Below are 15,568 nucleotides of genomic sequence, written 5' to 3' on the forward strand. Positions count from 1 at the left end.
AAATAGTGTAACATTCTTAGCGAGATAACGTGTAAGGTATAGCGCTAGAAAGGAGGAAGCATGCATAATACTGATAAATTAGATGCTCTTTATCGTCAGCATATGAAATCTTTGTATTATTACTTATATAAAATGTGCGGAAATGCCGAACTTGCTGAAGATTTAGTACAAGAAACCTTTGTCCGCGCTACGATTCATTTGCAACAAGCGGATGCTGATAATGCGAAAGCGTGGCTATTTCAAGTAGCAAGAAATACATATTTAGATGAATGGCGAAAATTAGAGCGTAGAAGAAAAAATCCACTTTTTCAATTATTTTTAAAACCAAAAGAAATGGTAAGTCCATACGGTTTGCCAGAGCATGAACTCGTTGAAAAGGAATATGCGCAAACATTGCAAGTGATTTTAGCACAATTACCTGAAAAATATCGGACGGTATATATTTTAAGAGAAGATGAGCATCTTTCTAATCGGGAAATTAGCATGCTCCTTCAAATTTCAGAGGAAAATAGTAAGGTGCTGCTACATCGAGCCCGCAAGAAAATCAATGAACTGATGAAGAGGGAGGTAGATTTTTATGAATGAGTGGACGCAGGAAAAAGAAGCTAAAATTTTAAAACGTTCCAAATGGTTATTAACGATTAAAATCGTACGGATTATCATAATCATTGCATTTATTTATTGGATTTATATGCTTGCTATCACGCTAATTTCTGATGCGACGGACACTAAAAATGAGGATGCGTATTATGCAAGAGTGGCAACGAGCATGAAATATCCGAATGTCTATGCGGATTTTAAAAGTATATTAGGTAGTTCTATTCGTGCAACGGGGACACAACAATTTTCTAATCCACTTTTGAAAGTTGTAGGGAAAGAGGAAATGTTAATTGGTGATGTAAAGGTTACGAAAAGTTTATTGAACGTCTTTTCACACATACAGTATGAACATCCAGGACGAGCAGTACTTAATGAATTTTCCTTTGTTTTACCGAATGATGCGAATAAAAATGAAGATGCTGAAGATGAATTCTCACAAACGGTTTGGCAACGACTTGAAAAGTTACCTGAAGGAACTGTAACTGAAATGAAATTTACAACAGTTGATTATATGACGCCAGAAGCATTGCTTAAAAAGGTAGCGAATTATGATCTAGATGTCCTTTGGATGCCATTGTTCACAGGGGAATTTGAAAGCTTTACCCCAACTGCATATGGGGGTTCGGGCAAGACAGTCACTGTTTCTGATAAAATTGGACTGTATGGCGGTCATGCACATGGTAAAGATTTTAATGGTGGTTCATTTATTCATACTTTAAATCTGGAGATGATGGATGAAAGCAAGGATTATTATCTAATGAACTTGAAAGAGATGTTGGATAAAAAAGAGAGCTACTATGAAAGGTTCCTTGGGCTAAGTTATTTAGAAGAACGATATGAATATATACAATCAAATGGTTTCGAAGTATATGGTGCAGTCGTAACAGGTCCCACAAAAGAATTGCTAAAGCTGCGCGCGGAAAATGGCATTTATCAATTCCAACTTGGAGATGTGGAATTATGGAATTGGAAATAAAATATAAGCACGAGTTGTTTGATGCGCACCTATTAAAATGATACTATTATAAAAATACCAATTAATGTATAAATTTGGAGTGGTTAATTTAAATTCATTTTTTAATGAGGTGATTATTATGTTGGTAAAACCTAAAATGTTGCAGCCAGGGGATTTTGTTGCTACGGTAAGTCCTTCTTGGGGAGGGGCTGGAGAATCAGAGCTTAAATGGCGTTACGAACAGGGTGTAAAGAGATTAGAAGACCTTTTTGGTTTGAAAGTCATTGCGATGCCTAATAGTTTAAAAGGGGCAGACTATCTATATAACAGTCCACAAGCGCGGGCAGAAGATTTAATGGTTGCCTTTAAGGATGAAAAAATTAAAGGCATTATCGCGAATATCGGTGGAAATGATAGTATTCGTTTACTTCCTTATATTGACTTTGATGTGATCCGTGATAACCCAAAAGTGTTTATGGGATACTCGGACGTAACGATTGCCCATTTATTTTGCCTGAAAGCAGGAATTTCTTCTTTTTATGGACCCGCCATTTTAACAGACTTTGCTGAAAATGTAGAAATGCATCCATATACAATGGAAGCGGTACAGCGAACGCTCTTTTCAAATAAAGTAATTGGTGAAATTTCACCAGCTAAAGAATGGACGAGTGAACGTTTAGAGTGGGAAGAATCAAATAAAAATCAAAGTCGTACGATGCAGCCAAATAAAGGATATGAACTACTGCAAGGAACAGGTTTAGTTCAAGGACGTTTAATTGGTGGTTGTATGGAGGTACTTGAATTTGCAAAAGGAACAGAGCTTTGGCCAGGGGAGAACTATTGGGAAAATAGCATATTGTTCTTTGAAACATCTGAAGATAAACCACAACCAAGTTATCTAAGGTATTGGCTAAGAAACTATGCGATTCAAGGCATTTTAAATAAAACGAAGGGCATTATCTTTGGTAAACCACAAGATGAAAGCTACTATGAGGAATATAAAAAGGAAATTTTAACCGTTATGAAGGAATTCCATTTAGAGTCGTTACCGATTCTTTATAATGCGAGTTTTGGTCATACCGAACCAAAATTTATTTTACCGTTAGGCGCATTGGCAGAAATTAATTGCGATACAATTTCTTTTGCGGTTTTAGAAAGTGGCGTAGAGTAATCTTTTAAAAGTTAGTTCCAAATTTAATGCTTTGATTGTTCAAAATGCCCTAAGAGTTAGCTCTTAGGGCATTTTTCATAAAAGATATTAGGTGGAAGTGTTATGTTATTTAAACAACTTTCCGAACACACTTTTCGTTTGTTTTTCGGATTCTAATTGAGACGGAGCAGTGAACTCTTGCTGCGTAACGTTGAGTTTATTTAATACACTCATAATCGCACTGTTTTGCTGTTCGACTCGGTCGAGCTGACGTTGATGTAGAGTGCTTGGCTCATTTGCCTGATCCAAAATATGTTGCATCATGACGCCAAACTGTTGTTTTAACGTTTGGTTTTGCTCAAGTAATAGCTCATTTTGTGTTCGTTGTTCTTCGATTAATGTTAATAACTGCATGTTTTGTTGCTCGATGCCGTGCACATGTGTTGCTAAAAGTTGCATCGAATTTGATAAATCTTCAAATTGTGATAATTGATAAGATGCTGGAATAATATCATGCTTTAATATTTCTGCTGGCTCGAATTCTGGATTCGTTACGGTTTGCGCAGCTTCCTTTAATTTTAAACCGCGATGTTTATTTAACATTAAAAACGCACGTAAAACCATAAAATCTTCGTCTGAAAATTGGCGATGCATACGACTATTGCGTCGAACTTCATATCCGTGCTTTTCTAAAATTGTTATGTAATGTTGTAGTGATGCTTTACTAATGCCGAGTTGTTCAGCAAATGCACCAGTCGCATATAGTGCGGCCATAGACCTAACCCCTTTTATGTCAAAAAAATATTATACTTTATTGAAATTATACGCCTAAAGTAACTGTGGTGTGAAGTAAAAGTTCCGAAGGGTGTCAAAGCTGGCACTTATCATGATCGATACTACCTTTGAATCAGTATTAATATCTACATATTCGTTACATAGTGTTCACCTATATTAATGTTACCGAACCATAGGATTAGATAGCACTTTTTAATGGGCTAATTTTTAGATAGAAAAAAGGACATCCTACTAGTGATCTGTAAGATGTCCTTTTTCCTGTCGTTATTAATTTTAATTCTAAAAGCTAGTGGAATTCATTTTTTAAAAAACCTTTTAGAATCCCTTTTATTTGCTCATATTGTTCTTGCGATATTTCCATGTCTAGTGCGATTTTTTCAGATACACAGGGAAGTTCTTTGCGTATTTCATGACCTAATGCTGTCAATGATACATTCATTTGTCGCTCATCTTGTGTGGAACGTTCACGCAGGATATAGCCTTTTTTCTCTAATTTTTTTAATAACGGTGTCAGTGTGCCTGAATCTAAATAAAGCCGACTGCCTAAATCTTTCACTGTAAGCTGTTCATCTTCTTCGATGGCGAGCATTGTTATAAAACCTGTATACGTTAAATTATAGGGTTTAAGTAATGACGTATATTGTCGAATGATTTCTTTTGAGGTCACATATAGTAAAAAGCATAATTGATTCTCTAAATAATTGGTCAAAGTGATCTCCTTTATAACGGTGATTTTTTCTTTATGATAGTAATTAAAACGATACTTGTCAAACGCAATTAAATTGTATACAATGAATTTACCAAATTGAATTGTATGCAATTTAATTGGATAAAATATTTATGGAGGCAAGTTTATGAAAACTTTATTTACAACAAAAATGATTAATGTTGGTGGTCGCAAAGGGGAATCTTATGCAGAAGATAATTCATTATCATTAAAAATTGCCCCACCAGGATCAAATGTTGCAGAGTCAACAAATCCTGAACAATTATTTGCAGCAGGATATAGTGCATGTTTTAATAGCGCATTAGATATTTTAAAACGTAAAGAAAAAATCGCAGGTGAATCGACAATTGCAGCTACAGTACATTTAGTAGAGCAGGCACCATTTGATTACGTACTAGAAGTAGTTCTAGAAGGTCATATTGAAGGTCTTTCACTAGAGGAAACACAAAAATTATTAGAATTAACACATACGGTTTGCCCTTACTCAAAAGCAACAAAAGGCAATATTAAAGTAACAATTCAAGCAGTATAATTGTATTCATTAACAAAACGGCAAAGAAACAATTAAGGGGGAATTGAAAATGAGTATTTATAATTATTTAGTAAAAAAACCGAATGGTGAAATATTATCGATGGAAACCTATCGAGATGAAGTGATGCTAATCGTTAATACAGCAAACCATTGCCAATTTACATATCAATATGAGGATTTACAAAAGCTGTACGAACGATATGCATCAAAAGGGTTTAAGGTGCTGTCCTTCCCGTGTAACCAATTTGGGGAACAAAATCCTGAAGATGGCGAAACGTCTGCTAAGCAATGCAAGCTTCAATACGGTGTCAATTATCCAGTATTTGAAAAAGTAGAGGTCAATGGGGAACAGACACATCCATTATTCAAATACTTAAAGCACGAGGTAGATTGCCCAGAGTTTGTACGTGAAACACTGCAGCAAAAGATGATGTACAATGGCATACTGGAAAATTATCCGGATTATTTACTTGGTCGTAATATTCGTTGGAATTTTACGAAGTTTTTAGTTGATCGAAATGGTCATGTCCTTCAACGCTTTGAGCCCGATAGTTCGTTTTTAGATATAGAAAAGGCGATTGAATCGGTGTTATAAGAGTTAATAGTAAATAAATGAAGAAGACCGCTGCTCGGTAGAAAAGTAGTGGTTTTTTTGCATTTGGTGCGAGAGTTTTACGAGTCGTGTTTGTCTATGGTACAGTAGGTAGACTAACCGCCTTTAGTTTAGCGGATTTGGAGGGTATCATGACAAATACAGTAGATGAATTTATTGAATCGCTAGTAGCGGCAACTATTAATAACGAAGTGCAGTGGAACGTAGGCACAACTGAAATCCAAGATATTTTAGAAGAAGTATACGGCAATTCAGAAAAGCTTTACACATTTTTAGATGAAGAAGCAGGGGCTTACGTCGTGCTAGTAAGCTATCAGTACTATGAAGGCGAAGTCGAAGCAGAAGAATTTATTAAAGATGGTATGAGTATTTTATTAATCGATGATGAAGACTTTGAAATTTTAAATGAAGTGACAGATGAAGATGTCGAGAATGCAGCGTTATTTTCAACATTAATCGAAGCAATTGAGGAAGCAAAGTAAGCTTTTGATCTTGAAATCGAAAAATATTATTCATATGGGCAAATGAACGTAGCTCTAAATAGTCGACACTCTTAAATGAAAAAATTTAATATTATAGAAAATAAACCGCCAAATTAAATTTGATTTGGCGGTTTATTTTTTGAATGGCTGCCGTTGTTACATAGAAGGGATCATCTTCATCACGAGTCCAGCATCATTAATTTTCCAACTTAACAATATAGTACAATTTCTGAACAAGAATATGTATTACTACTTAAAAGTGATAGGGCTAAAAAACTATAAAATTCAAAGTGAAAAGCTACTTTTAAAGATTAAATGGTATTTTATTTGGGTTGTATAAGGTGCTTCTTTACATTATATTTAACTAATATTGTCAAACATTATTATTAATAACAATTTACTGGTTAATAATGTTAAACAGTAAATTGAAATAAATGCATAAGGACACGCTGTATGATAGGTCACATGAATTGTAGTAGTGTATGCAAATTGGAAGGCAGGAAAAGCAGATGAAGGACAGTAAGAAAAAGTATACGTCAATTAGTTTGAAATTGACGATTGTTATGATAAGTATTTTATCTTTATTTGGATTGGTCACTATGGGCTTATCTTATTACATTGTGAAAGAAAGTAATTTAAAAAGTATGGATCAATCACTTTATGATACAGGGATGATTTTATCCCGAACTATACATATGGAGACATTGAATTCCGTATTAGAGCAGCCGAGCGCAGATAACCCGAATGCACTTCTTATTACGAAAGATATGGACGCAATCAATAATAATTCCAATATTATTACGAATCTCTATATCATTACCGTGGATGGAGAAAATATAAATGCTCCGGTTCTCTCATCAAGTATTCTGGACTTTGGTGCGGAATATAATCAAGACATGATTGAAATGGGTCTATCTCCAGATTTCCTCGCAAAAATCCAAGATGTTTTTGAAACAAAAAATGCCACCGAAACTGAAATATATAGCGATGAATTTGGTAGCTATAAAACAGGATTAACACCAATATTAGATGAGGACGGGGCAATGTTGGGTGCTTATGCGATTGATTATGATGTATCAATGGTAACTGCTAAAGCCATGTCAGAAGTATTATGGATACTACTGGTTACAGTTCTATTCTTAATCGGATCTTCAATCGTTGTTTATTCTCTTTTAAATAAGAAACTAAAGCCGATTCATCAACTTTCTCAACTCTCTAGAAAAGTAGCTGAAGGTGATTTAGAACTTGAGGCTTTACCTGTTAAATCAAAAGATGAGCTCGGATTGCTGACTCATGACTTTAATTTAATGATTGAAAATTTGAAAACAGTTATTAAAAGTGCTACTCATGTTTCTTCACATGTTTCAAATTCGGCACAAGTTTTATCATCACATATGGATAAAACAACGGATTCTTATAATAAAGTTTCTGAATCCATGCAAGAGGTTGCTAGCAGTGCAGATTTACAACTTCAAAAAGCACAAGAAGCTTCTATAACAATCGAAGAAATGAATACAGGTATCCAGCGCATTGCGATGACGTCAAATCAGATTTCAGAATCCTCTATTATTGCAACTGAGGAAGCAGAAAAAGGACATGAATCCACTAATAAATCAGTGGCGCAAATGAACGCGATTAGTAATGCGGTCAACCAATCGGCATCATCGGTAAAAATGTTGGGCGCACATTCAGGTAAAATTGAAGAAATCGTCGGTATTATTACAGGCATTGCTTCACAAACAAATTTACTCGCATTAAATGCCGCCATTGAGGCTGCTCGTGCAGGTGAAGCAGGAAATGGGTTTGCTGTAGTCGCAGATGAGGTGCGCAAGCTTGCAGAACAATCAGAGGCATCAGCGAGAGAAATTTCTACACTCATATCTCATATTCAAAATGATACAAATGAATCTGTAAAAATAATGGTTCATGCTGTAGAGGAAGTAGATAATGGCCTGCTTCTGATTAATGATTCTGAGAAGTCCTTTGGGCAAATTTTAACTTCAATTCATCAAGTTTCAGGTCAGATTCAAGAACTGTCAGCGACAATTGAAGAAATGGCTGCAGGTATGGAAGAAGTAACAACATCCGTTCAGGATATGGAACACTTCTCTATCAATTCTAGAAATAATACAAGAACGATTGCCGATGCATCTGTTACTCAGTTAGATACAGTAAATCGAGTTTCGGAGGAAGCACAAGCATTAACTAATTTATCAGCTGAATTAATGAAAGTGGTTAGTTCATTTATAGTGAAATCATAATGAAAAAGTATTCAATGGGAACGACTTTTCCATTGAATATTTTTTTTAGAAGAAAGGAATTGTGAGGATTGAATTTAAAACAAAGGGTTGATTTAATGACACCAGATTATAATTTGAAAAGTAATGAAAAACATCTATTACCGATCGATCGAACGCAACTGTTGACGAATGAGGAGAAACAATTATATCTAGCGTTAAATCAGACGAAAGCATCTTATGAAAAAGAGAAAACTATACCGGAGATGTTTTATCAATCTGCAGCACAGTTTGCTGAAAGAATTGCATTGTCTTTCGATGGTGGGGTCATGACTTATCGTCAACTAAATGAACGTTCGAATCAAATTGCACATATGTTAATCGAAAATGGACTACAAAAAGGGGATTATGTTGCCATTCTCATGGAACGTAGCAAGGAGACGATACTCAGTCTGTTAGGCATTCTGAAGGCGGGAGGGGTATATGTTCCGATTGATCCAAGTTATCCAAAAGAACGCTGTCATTACCAGTTAAATGATACAAGTGCTCCGTTTATCTTGACGAAAAAAGAACATACTCATTTACTTGATGATTTACCACTTATCGATTCTAACTCCCGCAATGTGTTGATATTAGACGGCACGGAAACAACGTTTTTTAAAGAAAATATCAATGCCCATGTCGCATCAACCGATCTAGCTTATATCATTTATACATCAGGATCAACGGGCAAGCCGAAAGGAACGATGCTCAGACATGATGCAGTTATCAACTTAATAACAGAGCATCAAAGAATTTATCAATCCACTGAGCAGGATGTCTATTCTCAATTTATCTCCTATAGTTTTGATCCTTCAATCACTGAAACGTTCACTGCTTTTTTCTCCGGTGCTAGATTACATATGCTAACAAGTATAGAACGCGTATCTATCGAGGCTTTTGCTGATATGATCAAGCGTGAAAAAGTTACAGCGGCAACAGTACCAAATGCTTTCTTTACACAGTTAGCTACTCATCTTCCAAGGGAGTATAAGAATTCATTGAAATCGTTAAAATACTTGTCTGTTGGCGGAGAAGCGTTAATGCCTGCTATTTTACAAAAGTGGCAAGAAAAGTTCGGAATACATACGGAAATTGTGAATGTATATGGACCGACAGAATGTACAGTATTGTCTTCCTATTACAAAGTGGACAAAGAAGTAAAAGACAGTCAATCAAGTATTCCAATTGGCAAACCGATTGCAAATTACGAAATGTATATTGTGAATACAGATGGTCAGCTTTGTCCACCCAATGTAATAGGAGAATTATGTATTGCAGGAATCGGCTTAGCTGATGGCTATTTAAACCAGCCTAAAATTACGACGGAAGTATTTGTCCCTCATTTATTTTCAGATGATCCTAAAAAACGGATGTATCGAACAGGAGATTTAGTGCGTCTATTACCAAGCGGAGTAATTGAATTTGTGGGTCGCAAAGATTCTCAAATCAAGGTGAGAGGATTTCGAATCGAGCTAGGGGAAATTGAAGCCGTGTTAAGTAATCACCCGAGTATACAAGAAACAGTGATTCTCGCGAAGAAAAAGGCAGATGGAAATAACAGCTTATTTGCTTTTTATACAGTAACAGGTGGTACACAACTAAAACAAGATGAAATCAGGGGGTATTTAGCAAGCAATCTACCAGAATATATGGTACCGGAGCGCTTGATTGAAATGCAAGAAATGCCATTGTCCGCCACTGGTAAAATAGACCGAAAACAGTTAGCTGAAATAGATGTAGCAGTCTCTTTCACAAGTCATTATGATGCGCCCGAAAATGATATACAGCTTATGTTAGCTAATGCTTGGGAACATGTACTTGGTATTACGCGTGTCGGAATTCATGATAATTTCTTTCATAGTGGTGGACATTCGCTCAAAGTACTGGAGATTCTTGTCCAAGTAAAAAAGCATGTGCCATTTTTAAAAATACAAGACTTTTTCCAATACCAAACCATTGCAGAACTAGATACGTATATAAGTAATTATCAGCCTGAGCATAATGATACGACTAAACGAACAACTGACTATGTATTGAAGGATTTAATGGAACCAAATGCTCTACCAGTCGATCCAACCACAAAACCTTTGCCAATGAACACGGTGCTATTAACTGGGGCAACAGGCTACTTAGGAAGTCATGTATTATATGAACTCTTGAATAAAACGAATGTACATGTATACTGTTTAATCAGACAAAATTCACACGGAACACTGGATGAAAAATTGAAAGAAAGTATGCAGTATTATTTTGGTGATGCCATTGTCCCAATAATAGATAAGCAGGTCACGGTTATACAAGGTGATTTGGGTAAAAAAGCGCTAAATTTATTAGTTGAAGACGAGCACAAACTTATTGAAGAAATCGATGCGATTATTCATTGTGGTGCCGATGTACGACATTTCGGCGCAGCTAATCATTTTCATGATGTCAATATTGAAGGAACTCGGTATTTACTTGAGCTGGCGAAACGTAAAGCCGGTATTCATTTTCATCACGTTTCAACAATTGGCATTCCTGAAGAACTTGCTGCAAGTCAATGGGGACATGCCCAAGAGTATGGTGATTTTGATTATGATGTTACGCTGGAAAATGTTTATAACCAAAGTAAGCTAAAGGCTGAAAATATTGTGAGAAATGCTGGGATGGAACAGATACCGGTAACAATTTATCGAGTGGGAAATTTAACTTGTCATTCTGAAACAGGGAAATTCCAACGTAATATGGATGATAATGCTTTTTATCGCATGATTAAATCAATGCTATATTTAGGCAAAACACCAGAAGCAAACTGGTATGTTGATTTTACACCGATTAATTATGCAAGCCAGGCGCTTGTTGCATTAGCTCGCCAACCACAATCAAACGGGCATATTTTCCATGTGTGTAACCCTGTACCGCTGAGATATCTAGATTTTATTGAAGATATAAAAGAAATTGGCTATGAGTTAGAAATTGTATCGGCAGAAGAATATGAAAAATGGCTATTGCATGGGGATCATCCAAAAGAGTTACAAGATTATTTAACCTTAGCAATTGCTCAGCTTGAAGGCGATGGAGCAAGTGATTCACCGTTTATATTTAATAGTAATAAGACGCAGGAATTTCTAAAGAACACAGATGTCATATGCGCAGAGCCAAACCCCGATTTTCTCTGGACAATGATTAAATATGGAATTGAAATGGGCTATTTTCCAAAGCCAAAGCTAGTAGGCGTTAGGTGATGCCGAATTCTGAGGCCATAAAAAGGGAAATCCACTTATTCGCTCTTCCTATTGGTCCTCAATTATTGCAATGGGAATGGCGTGCATTCTTAATAAAACTTCCACATGAAGAACAAAATAGGATTCTGAAGTACAAGCATTGGCAGGACCGGCAGCGAGCATTGTTAGGGAGCGCACTAGTAAGATGGACAATCCGAACATTTACAAATCTTCAACATATACAAATTGCTCGTGATAAAACTGGCCGCCCATATCTTGTTGGCGAAAATCATTGGAAGGGCGATTTTAATCTTTCACATTCTGGTGAGTGGATCGTTATGGCTATGACCAATGATGGCCATGTTGGGGTTGATGTTGAAAAAATTGCTCATTTTAATGAAGAGGTAATGGCTTATGTTATGTCAGAGGCAGAAATTAATTTGATCAATGAAAAGTCTAAGCAAAACCGAATAAACTCGTTTTATGAGCTATGGACAAAGAAGGAGGCTATTTATAAAACGGGGCTATTTTCAGATGTAATCGCCAAGTCATTGGATACGGTAGAATTGACAAGTAAGCATAAAGACGTTCATACACAATTGTTTTATGTTGACTCGGAACACCCTATTTCTGTATGTTGGGACAAAGTGCTACCAGCAGTTACACCATTAATAATCTTGAACAGAAATCAGCTCGTATATTAAGTGGCTTAATTAGACAGTAGAAAACTGACATTAAAATAGCGCACCTTTGTAGTATAAACGACAAAAAGCCACCTATCTGAAAGTTTTTCGAATAGGTGGCTTTTCGACTTTAGAGTTATTGTAATTTATTCACAAATTCAGCTTCTGTTTTTTCAGTTACTTCTTCAAGTGTGATGCCTTCTTGTAGTTTTACTAGGTTCATTTCACCATTTTGAAAATCAAATACGGCTAAATCAGTGATAAGACGATGAACAACACCGCGCCCTGTTAATGGAAGGATGCATTCTTTTTTGACCTTTGATTCGCCGTATTTATTTGTGTGTTCCATAATGACGATTACTTTCTTTGCACCTACGACTAGATCCATAGCACCGCCCATGCCTTTAACTACTTTTCCTGGAATCATCCAGTTGGCAAGATCGCCTGCTTGTGAAACCTCCATACCGCCTAGAATGGCTAGGTCTATATGGCCTCCACGGATCATGGCAAAGCTACTAGCACTATCGAAGTAAGCAGCGCCTGGTCTGGCTGTTACAGTTTCCTTACCTGCATTTATGAGATCTGCGTCCACTTCTTCTGCTGTAGGGTAGGGGCCAATACCAAGTAGGCCGTTTTCAGATTGTAAAAAGACGTCGATGTCTGCAGGAATTTCGTTGGCAATGAGAGTTGGTAAGCCGATTCCTAAGTTCACGTACATGCCGTCCTCAATTTCTTGAACAGCAGTTTTGATAATCTTTTTGCGTGCATCCATTAGTTTTCCCCCCTTAGCATTATGCGTTCAATACGTTTTTCAAAATGAGGGCTATGAATAATTCGTTGAACATAAACGCCCGGTAAGTGAATTTCATCTGGATCTAGTTCACCGATTTCGACCAGCTCTTCAACTTCGACAATTGTAATTTTCCCAGCAGTAGCTACAAGTGGGTTGAAATTACGAGAGGTTTTACGAAACAGTAAGTTGCCTGATGGATCGGCTTTCCAGGCTTTTACAAGAGCAAAGTCACCTTGAATGGCCTTTTCAAGGATATATGTTTTTCCATCAAATTCTTTTGTTTCTTTTCCTTCTGCGACGAGCGTTCCGACCCCTGTGGCTGTATAAAAGCCTGGAATACCGGCACCTCCTGCGCGGAGTCTTTCAGCTAATGTGCCTTGAGGTGTTAGTTCAACATCTAATTCACCAGATAAAAATTGTTGCTCAAATGTTTTATTTTCGCCTACGTAGGAAGCAATCATCTTCTTGATTTGACGATTTTTTAGTAGTAAACCGAGACCGAAATCATCGACGCCACAGTTATTGCTAACAACGGTTAAGTCCTTTGTATTTTTTGCTTGAATGGCAGCAATTAAGTGATCGGGAATACCACAAAGACCAAATCCACCTACTAATAATGTTGCACCATCTTTAATATCTTCAACAGCCTTATCAAAGGATTCAAAAACTTTATTCATAAAAATAGCCTCCTATAGTTGTTCACACTGACTCAATATCTAGAAATATCCATTTTGGAAAATCCTAAGCTATATGTAATACTTCTATTTTCGCTCCTTATTTAATTAGGATTCTATCTTATGTATAAAAATCAGTAAAACGAATAAAGAGACTTCTAATTATTCCAAAACGGAATATTAAGGCTTAAAGGAATCGATATTTTTAATGAAGCTCTGAAGCGCAAATGATTTATAGGAATCTTTTAGAGTAATGAAAACTAATGACCATAACAGTGGTTTTCCTTTTATTTTGATTAATTTTATTCTTTTATTGACGTTTTTGGTATAGATAGATTTAGGTAGTAAGGTCACGGCGTTATGAGAGGCAGTAAGCTCCAATATTAAATCCCATTGAGAGCTTTTGTACAAAATATTAGGGAAGAAACCATGTGCTTTGCAGGTATTAATAATATAGTCATGCAAAGTAAATTCCTCGGGAAATATAATGAATTTTTCATTCTTTAATTCTGAAATAGAAATCTCTGTACGATTTGCAAGTGGATGATCCTCGTTTAAAAATATATAAAACTCATCTTCAATAAATGGATAAATATCATAATTATCTTTTGTTAATTGTGTTTTTACAATCAATGCAATATCAACTTTTCCATCTGTAACAATTCGCTCTAACTTTTTTGCACCATTTTCGATCAGCTCGATTTTAATATTGCCATGTGATTCATAAAATTCTTTCGCAATTTTAGGGAAAAAGAGTGTACCGATTAATTGTGGAATACCTAATAAAATACTTCCGTATTCACCATTTTTCGTTTGATTAATAGAGAGATTCAAATCATTGACGGAATTAATAATTTCACGGCCTTGTTGATAAACGATCTTGCCGATATCCGATAAATGTAAATTATTTTTAATCCGAACGATCAGCTGGCTTCCGAAATGTATCTCCAAACGTTTCACACTTTTACTTAAAGATGATTGAGTAACATACATTTCTTCTGCAGCCTTCGTAAAACTTCCCTGGTCTACAACTTTAATAAAATTTTTCAAATCCCTTATTTCCAAAATAACTAACCCCTTCACGTTCAAATATAACTAATTATTATAAATTATTAGTTATATAGTGTACGATATCATATTTGGGAGGGAAAGATTTTATTAAAATCTAAAGACTTGAGCACAGGATTAAGCCGATGAAGAGATATACGCGTAGTTTTCAACAAAATTGCATTAGAAACATATGGGATTGACGGATACAGCACATTCATACTATAGGGTAAACAAGGGTGATTATTTCCTAGAGAAGACAAAATTTTTTTATAGAAAATATTGATTCTATAAAACGTTTTACTATTTCTCTATAAAAAAATACAATAGCAGTAAGTGAAAAATACGAAAAGGTCGTGTTAATCTAAATGAATTTAGTAGAAGTAGGTTCAAAAATTAAGCAAATGCGCAAAAAATCGAAAATGTCTCAGTTGGAACTAGCAGATTTAATCGGGCTAACTAAAAGTCATATTTCCAAAATTGAAAACGCTAAAGCAACGCCAAGTCTCGCTACATTATCCAAAATTGCAGGGATCTTCCATGTTCCAATGGCATGGTTTGTTATACAGGAAGAATTCGATGGTATTTCAATCGTCTCTAAAAAACAACGTGCTGAAACTGTCGAAACAAATGAACTTGGCTATCAATATGAACTATTAGCAAATAAATCTTATATGAGTAATATTAATCCTTCGATCGTAACTGTTCATAATGGGGCAGAAAACTTAACTCCCTATCTACATGATAATGATGAATTTATTTATGTGATTACAGGAAGCATACTTTTGAAGTACGATAATAAACTATATACATTGGATAAAGGCGATTCTGCGTACTTTTCTGGTAAAAAGGAACATATTTTCATCAATAATTCTCCCGAAAATTCAAAAGTACTTACAATATACGTAGATGAATAATTTATCTAGTTAAAACAAAAATATTATCGAAAATACAATATTTCTATTTACATATAAATAATTCTACTTTATATTAGTGTAATACCATTCAACTAAGTTGAATGGAATTACACTTTTT

The 15,568-nt window shown here is 35.5% G+C and carries 15 protein-coding genes; 10 read left to right on the plus strand and 5 right to left on the minus strand.

Going from position 1 to position 15,568, the window contains the following annotated elements; translation table 11 throughout:
* Window positions 1–60: 60 nt before the first annotated feature.
* From DCE79_RS05630 to DCE79_RS05640, 3 genes are all read left to right on the plus strand, one after another.
* On the plus strand, window positions 61–585 hold the full coding sequence (locus DCE79_RS05630) for an RNA polymerase sigma factor (RefSeq protein WP_108712133.1): 525 nt from the start codon (window positions 61–63) through the stop codon (window positions 583–585).
* Window positions 578–1,576 carry an anti-sigma factor C-terminal domain-containing protein gene (locus DCE79_RS05635; RefSeq protein WP_108712134.1) on the plus strand — a complete coding sequence of 333 codons (999 nt, stop codon included), beginning with the start codon at window positions 578–580 and terminating at the stop codon, window positions 1,574–1,576. Before DCE79_RS05630 ends, DCE79_RS05635 begins: the two co-directional genes overlap by 8 nt.
* A gap of 118 nt (window positions 1,577–1,694) precedes the next feature.
* Window positions 1,695–2,726, plus strand: a complete 1,032-nt coding sequence (locus DCE79_RS05640; protein WP_108712135.1) for a S66 family peptidase — start codon at window positions 1,695–1,697, stop codon at window positions 2,724–2,726.
* A 105-nt stretch (window positions 2,727–2,831) separates the two neighbouring features.
* Here the strand turns inward: DCE79_RS05640 and DCE79_RS05645 are convergent, their stop codons facing one another.
* The gene (locus tag DCE79_RS05645) at window positions 2,832–3,479 is read right to left on the minus strand and encodes a MerR family transcriptional regulator (RefSeq protein WP_108712136.1); all 648 of its coding nucleotides are present in this window, start codon (window positions 3,477–3,479) and stop codon (window positions 2,832–2,834) included.
* A 307-nt stretch (window positions 3,480–3,786) separates the two neighbouring features.
* Window positions 3,787–4,209, minus strand: a complete 423-nt coding sequence (locus DCE79_RS05650; protein ID WP_108712137.1) for a MarR family winged helix-turn-helix transcriptional regulator — start codon at window positions 4,207–4,209, stop codon at window positions 3,787–3,789.
* A 145-nt stretch (window positions 4,210–4,354) separates the two neighbouring features.
* On the opposite strand from DCE79_RS05650, the gene DCE79_RS05655 reads away from it, so the two are divergent.
* The 6 genes from DCE79_RS05655 to DCE79_RS05680 all read left to right on the plus strand — a co-directional run bounded on the left by DCE79_RS05655 (window position 4,355) and on the right by DCE79_RS05680 (window position 12,040).
* A complete protein-coding gene (locus DCE79_RS05655; protein WP_108712138.1) occupies window positions 4,355–4,759 on the plus strand; it encodes an Ohr family peroxiredoxin in 405 nt (134 codons plus the stop codon).
* 49 nt (window positions 4,760–4,808) lie between these two features.
* Window positions 4,809–5,354 carry a glutathione peroxidase gene (locus tag DCE79_RS05660; RefSeq protein WP_108712139.1) on the plus strand — a complete coding sequence of 182 codons (546 nt, stop codon included), beginning with the start codon at window positions 4,809–4,811 and terminating at the stop codon, window positions 5,352–5,354.
* Between the two features lie 149 nt (window positions 5,355–5,503).
* Window positions 5,504–5,854 carry a hypothetical protein gene (locus tag DCE79_RS05665; RefSeq protein ID WP_108712140.1) on the plus strand — a complete coding sequence of 117 codons (351 nt, stop codon included), beginning with the start codon at window positions 5,504–5,506 and terminating at the stop codon, window positions 5,852–5,854.
* 509 nt (window positions 5,855–6,363) lie between these two features.
* Window positions 6,364–8,115, plus strand: coding sequence for a methyl-accepting chemotaxis protein (locus tag DCE79_RS05670; RefSeq protein WP_108712141.1), 1,752 nt, complete (start codon window positions 6,364–6,366; stop codon window positions 8,113–8,115).
* Between the two features lie 95 nt (window positions 8,116–8,210).
* Window positions 8,211–11,357 (plus strand): non-ribosomal peptide synthetase, encoded by a 3,147-nt coding sequence (locus tag DCE79_RS05675; protein WP_108712142.1) that lies wholly within the window; start codon window positions 8,211–8,213, stop codon window positions 11,355–11,357.
* Complete coding sequence (locus tag DCE79_RS05680) at window positions 11,357–12,040, plus strand: 4'-phosphopantetheinyl transferase family protein (protein WP_108712143.1); 684 nt, start codon at window positions 11,357–11,359, stop codon at window positions 12,038–12,040. Before DCE79_RS05675 ends, DCE79_RS05680 begins: the two co-directional genes overlap by 1 nt.
* A 115-nt stretch (window positions 12,041–12,155) precedes the next feature.
* On the opposite strand, the gene DCE79_RS05685 is transcribed toward DCE79_RS05680, so the two are convergent.
* The 3 genes from DCE79_RS05685 to DCE79_RS05695 all read right to left on the minus strand — a co-directional run bounded on the left by DCE79_RS05685 (window position 12,156) and on the right by DCE79_RS05695 (window position 14,536).
* The gene (locus tag DCE79_RS05685) at window positions 12,156–12,791 is read right to left on the minus strand and encodes a 3-oxoacid CoA-transferase subunit B (RefSeq protein WP_108712144.1); all 636 of its coding nucleotides are present in this window, start codon (window positions 12,789–12,791) and stop codon (window positions 12,156–12,158) included.
* Window positions 12,791–13,489 carry a CoA transferase subunit A gene (locus DCE79_RS05690; protein ID WP_108712145.1) on the minus strand — a complete coding sequence of 233 codons (699 nt, stop codon included), beginning with the start codon at window positions 13,487–13,489 and terminating at the stop codon, window positions 12,791–12,793. Before DCE79_RS05690 ends, DCE79_RS05685 begins: the two co-directional genes overlap by 1 nt.
* A gap of 177 nt (window positions 13,490–13,666) precedes the next feature.
* Window positions 13,667–14,536 carry a LysR family transcriptional regulator gene (locus DCE79_RS05695; protein WP_234417343.1) on the minus strand — a complete coding sequence of 290 codons (870 nt, stop codon included), beginning with the start codon at window positions 14,534–14,536 and terminating at the stop codon, window positions 13,667–13,669.
* Window positions 14,537–14,901: 365 nt separating this feature from the next.
* On the opposite strand from DCE79_RS05695, the gene DCE79_RS05700 reads away from it, so the two are divergent.
* Complete coding sequence (locus tag DCE79_RS05700) at window positions 14,902–15,450, plus strand: helix-turn-helix domain-containing protein (protein ID WP_108712147.1); 549 nt, start codon at window positions 14,902–14,904, stop codon at window positions 15,448–15,450.
* Window positions 15,451–15,568: the final 118 nt, after the last annotated feature.

It is taken from the genome of Lysinibacillus sp. 2017, assembly GCF_003073375.1.
Lineage (GTDB): Bacteria > Bacillota > Bacilli > Bacillales_A > Planococcaceae > Solibacillus.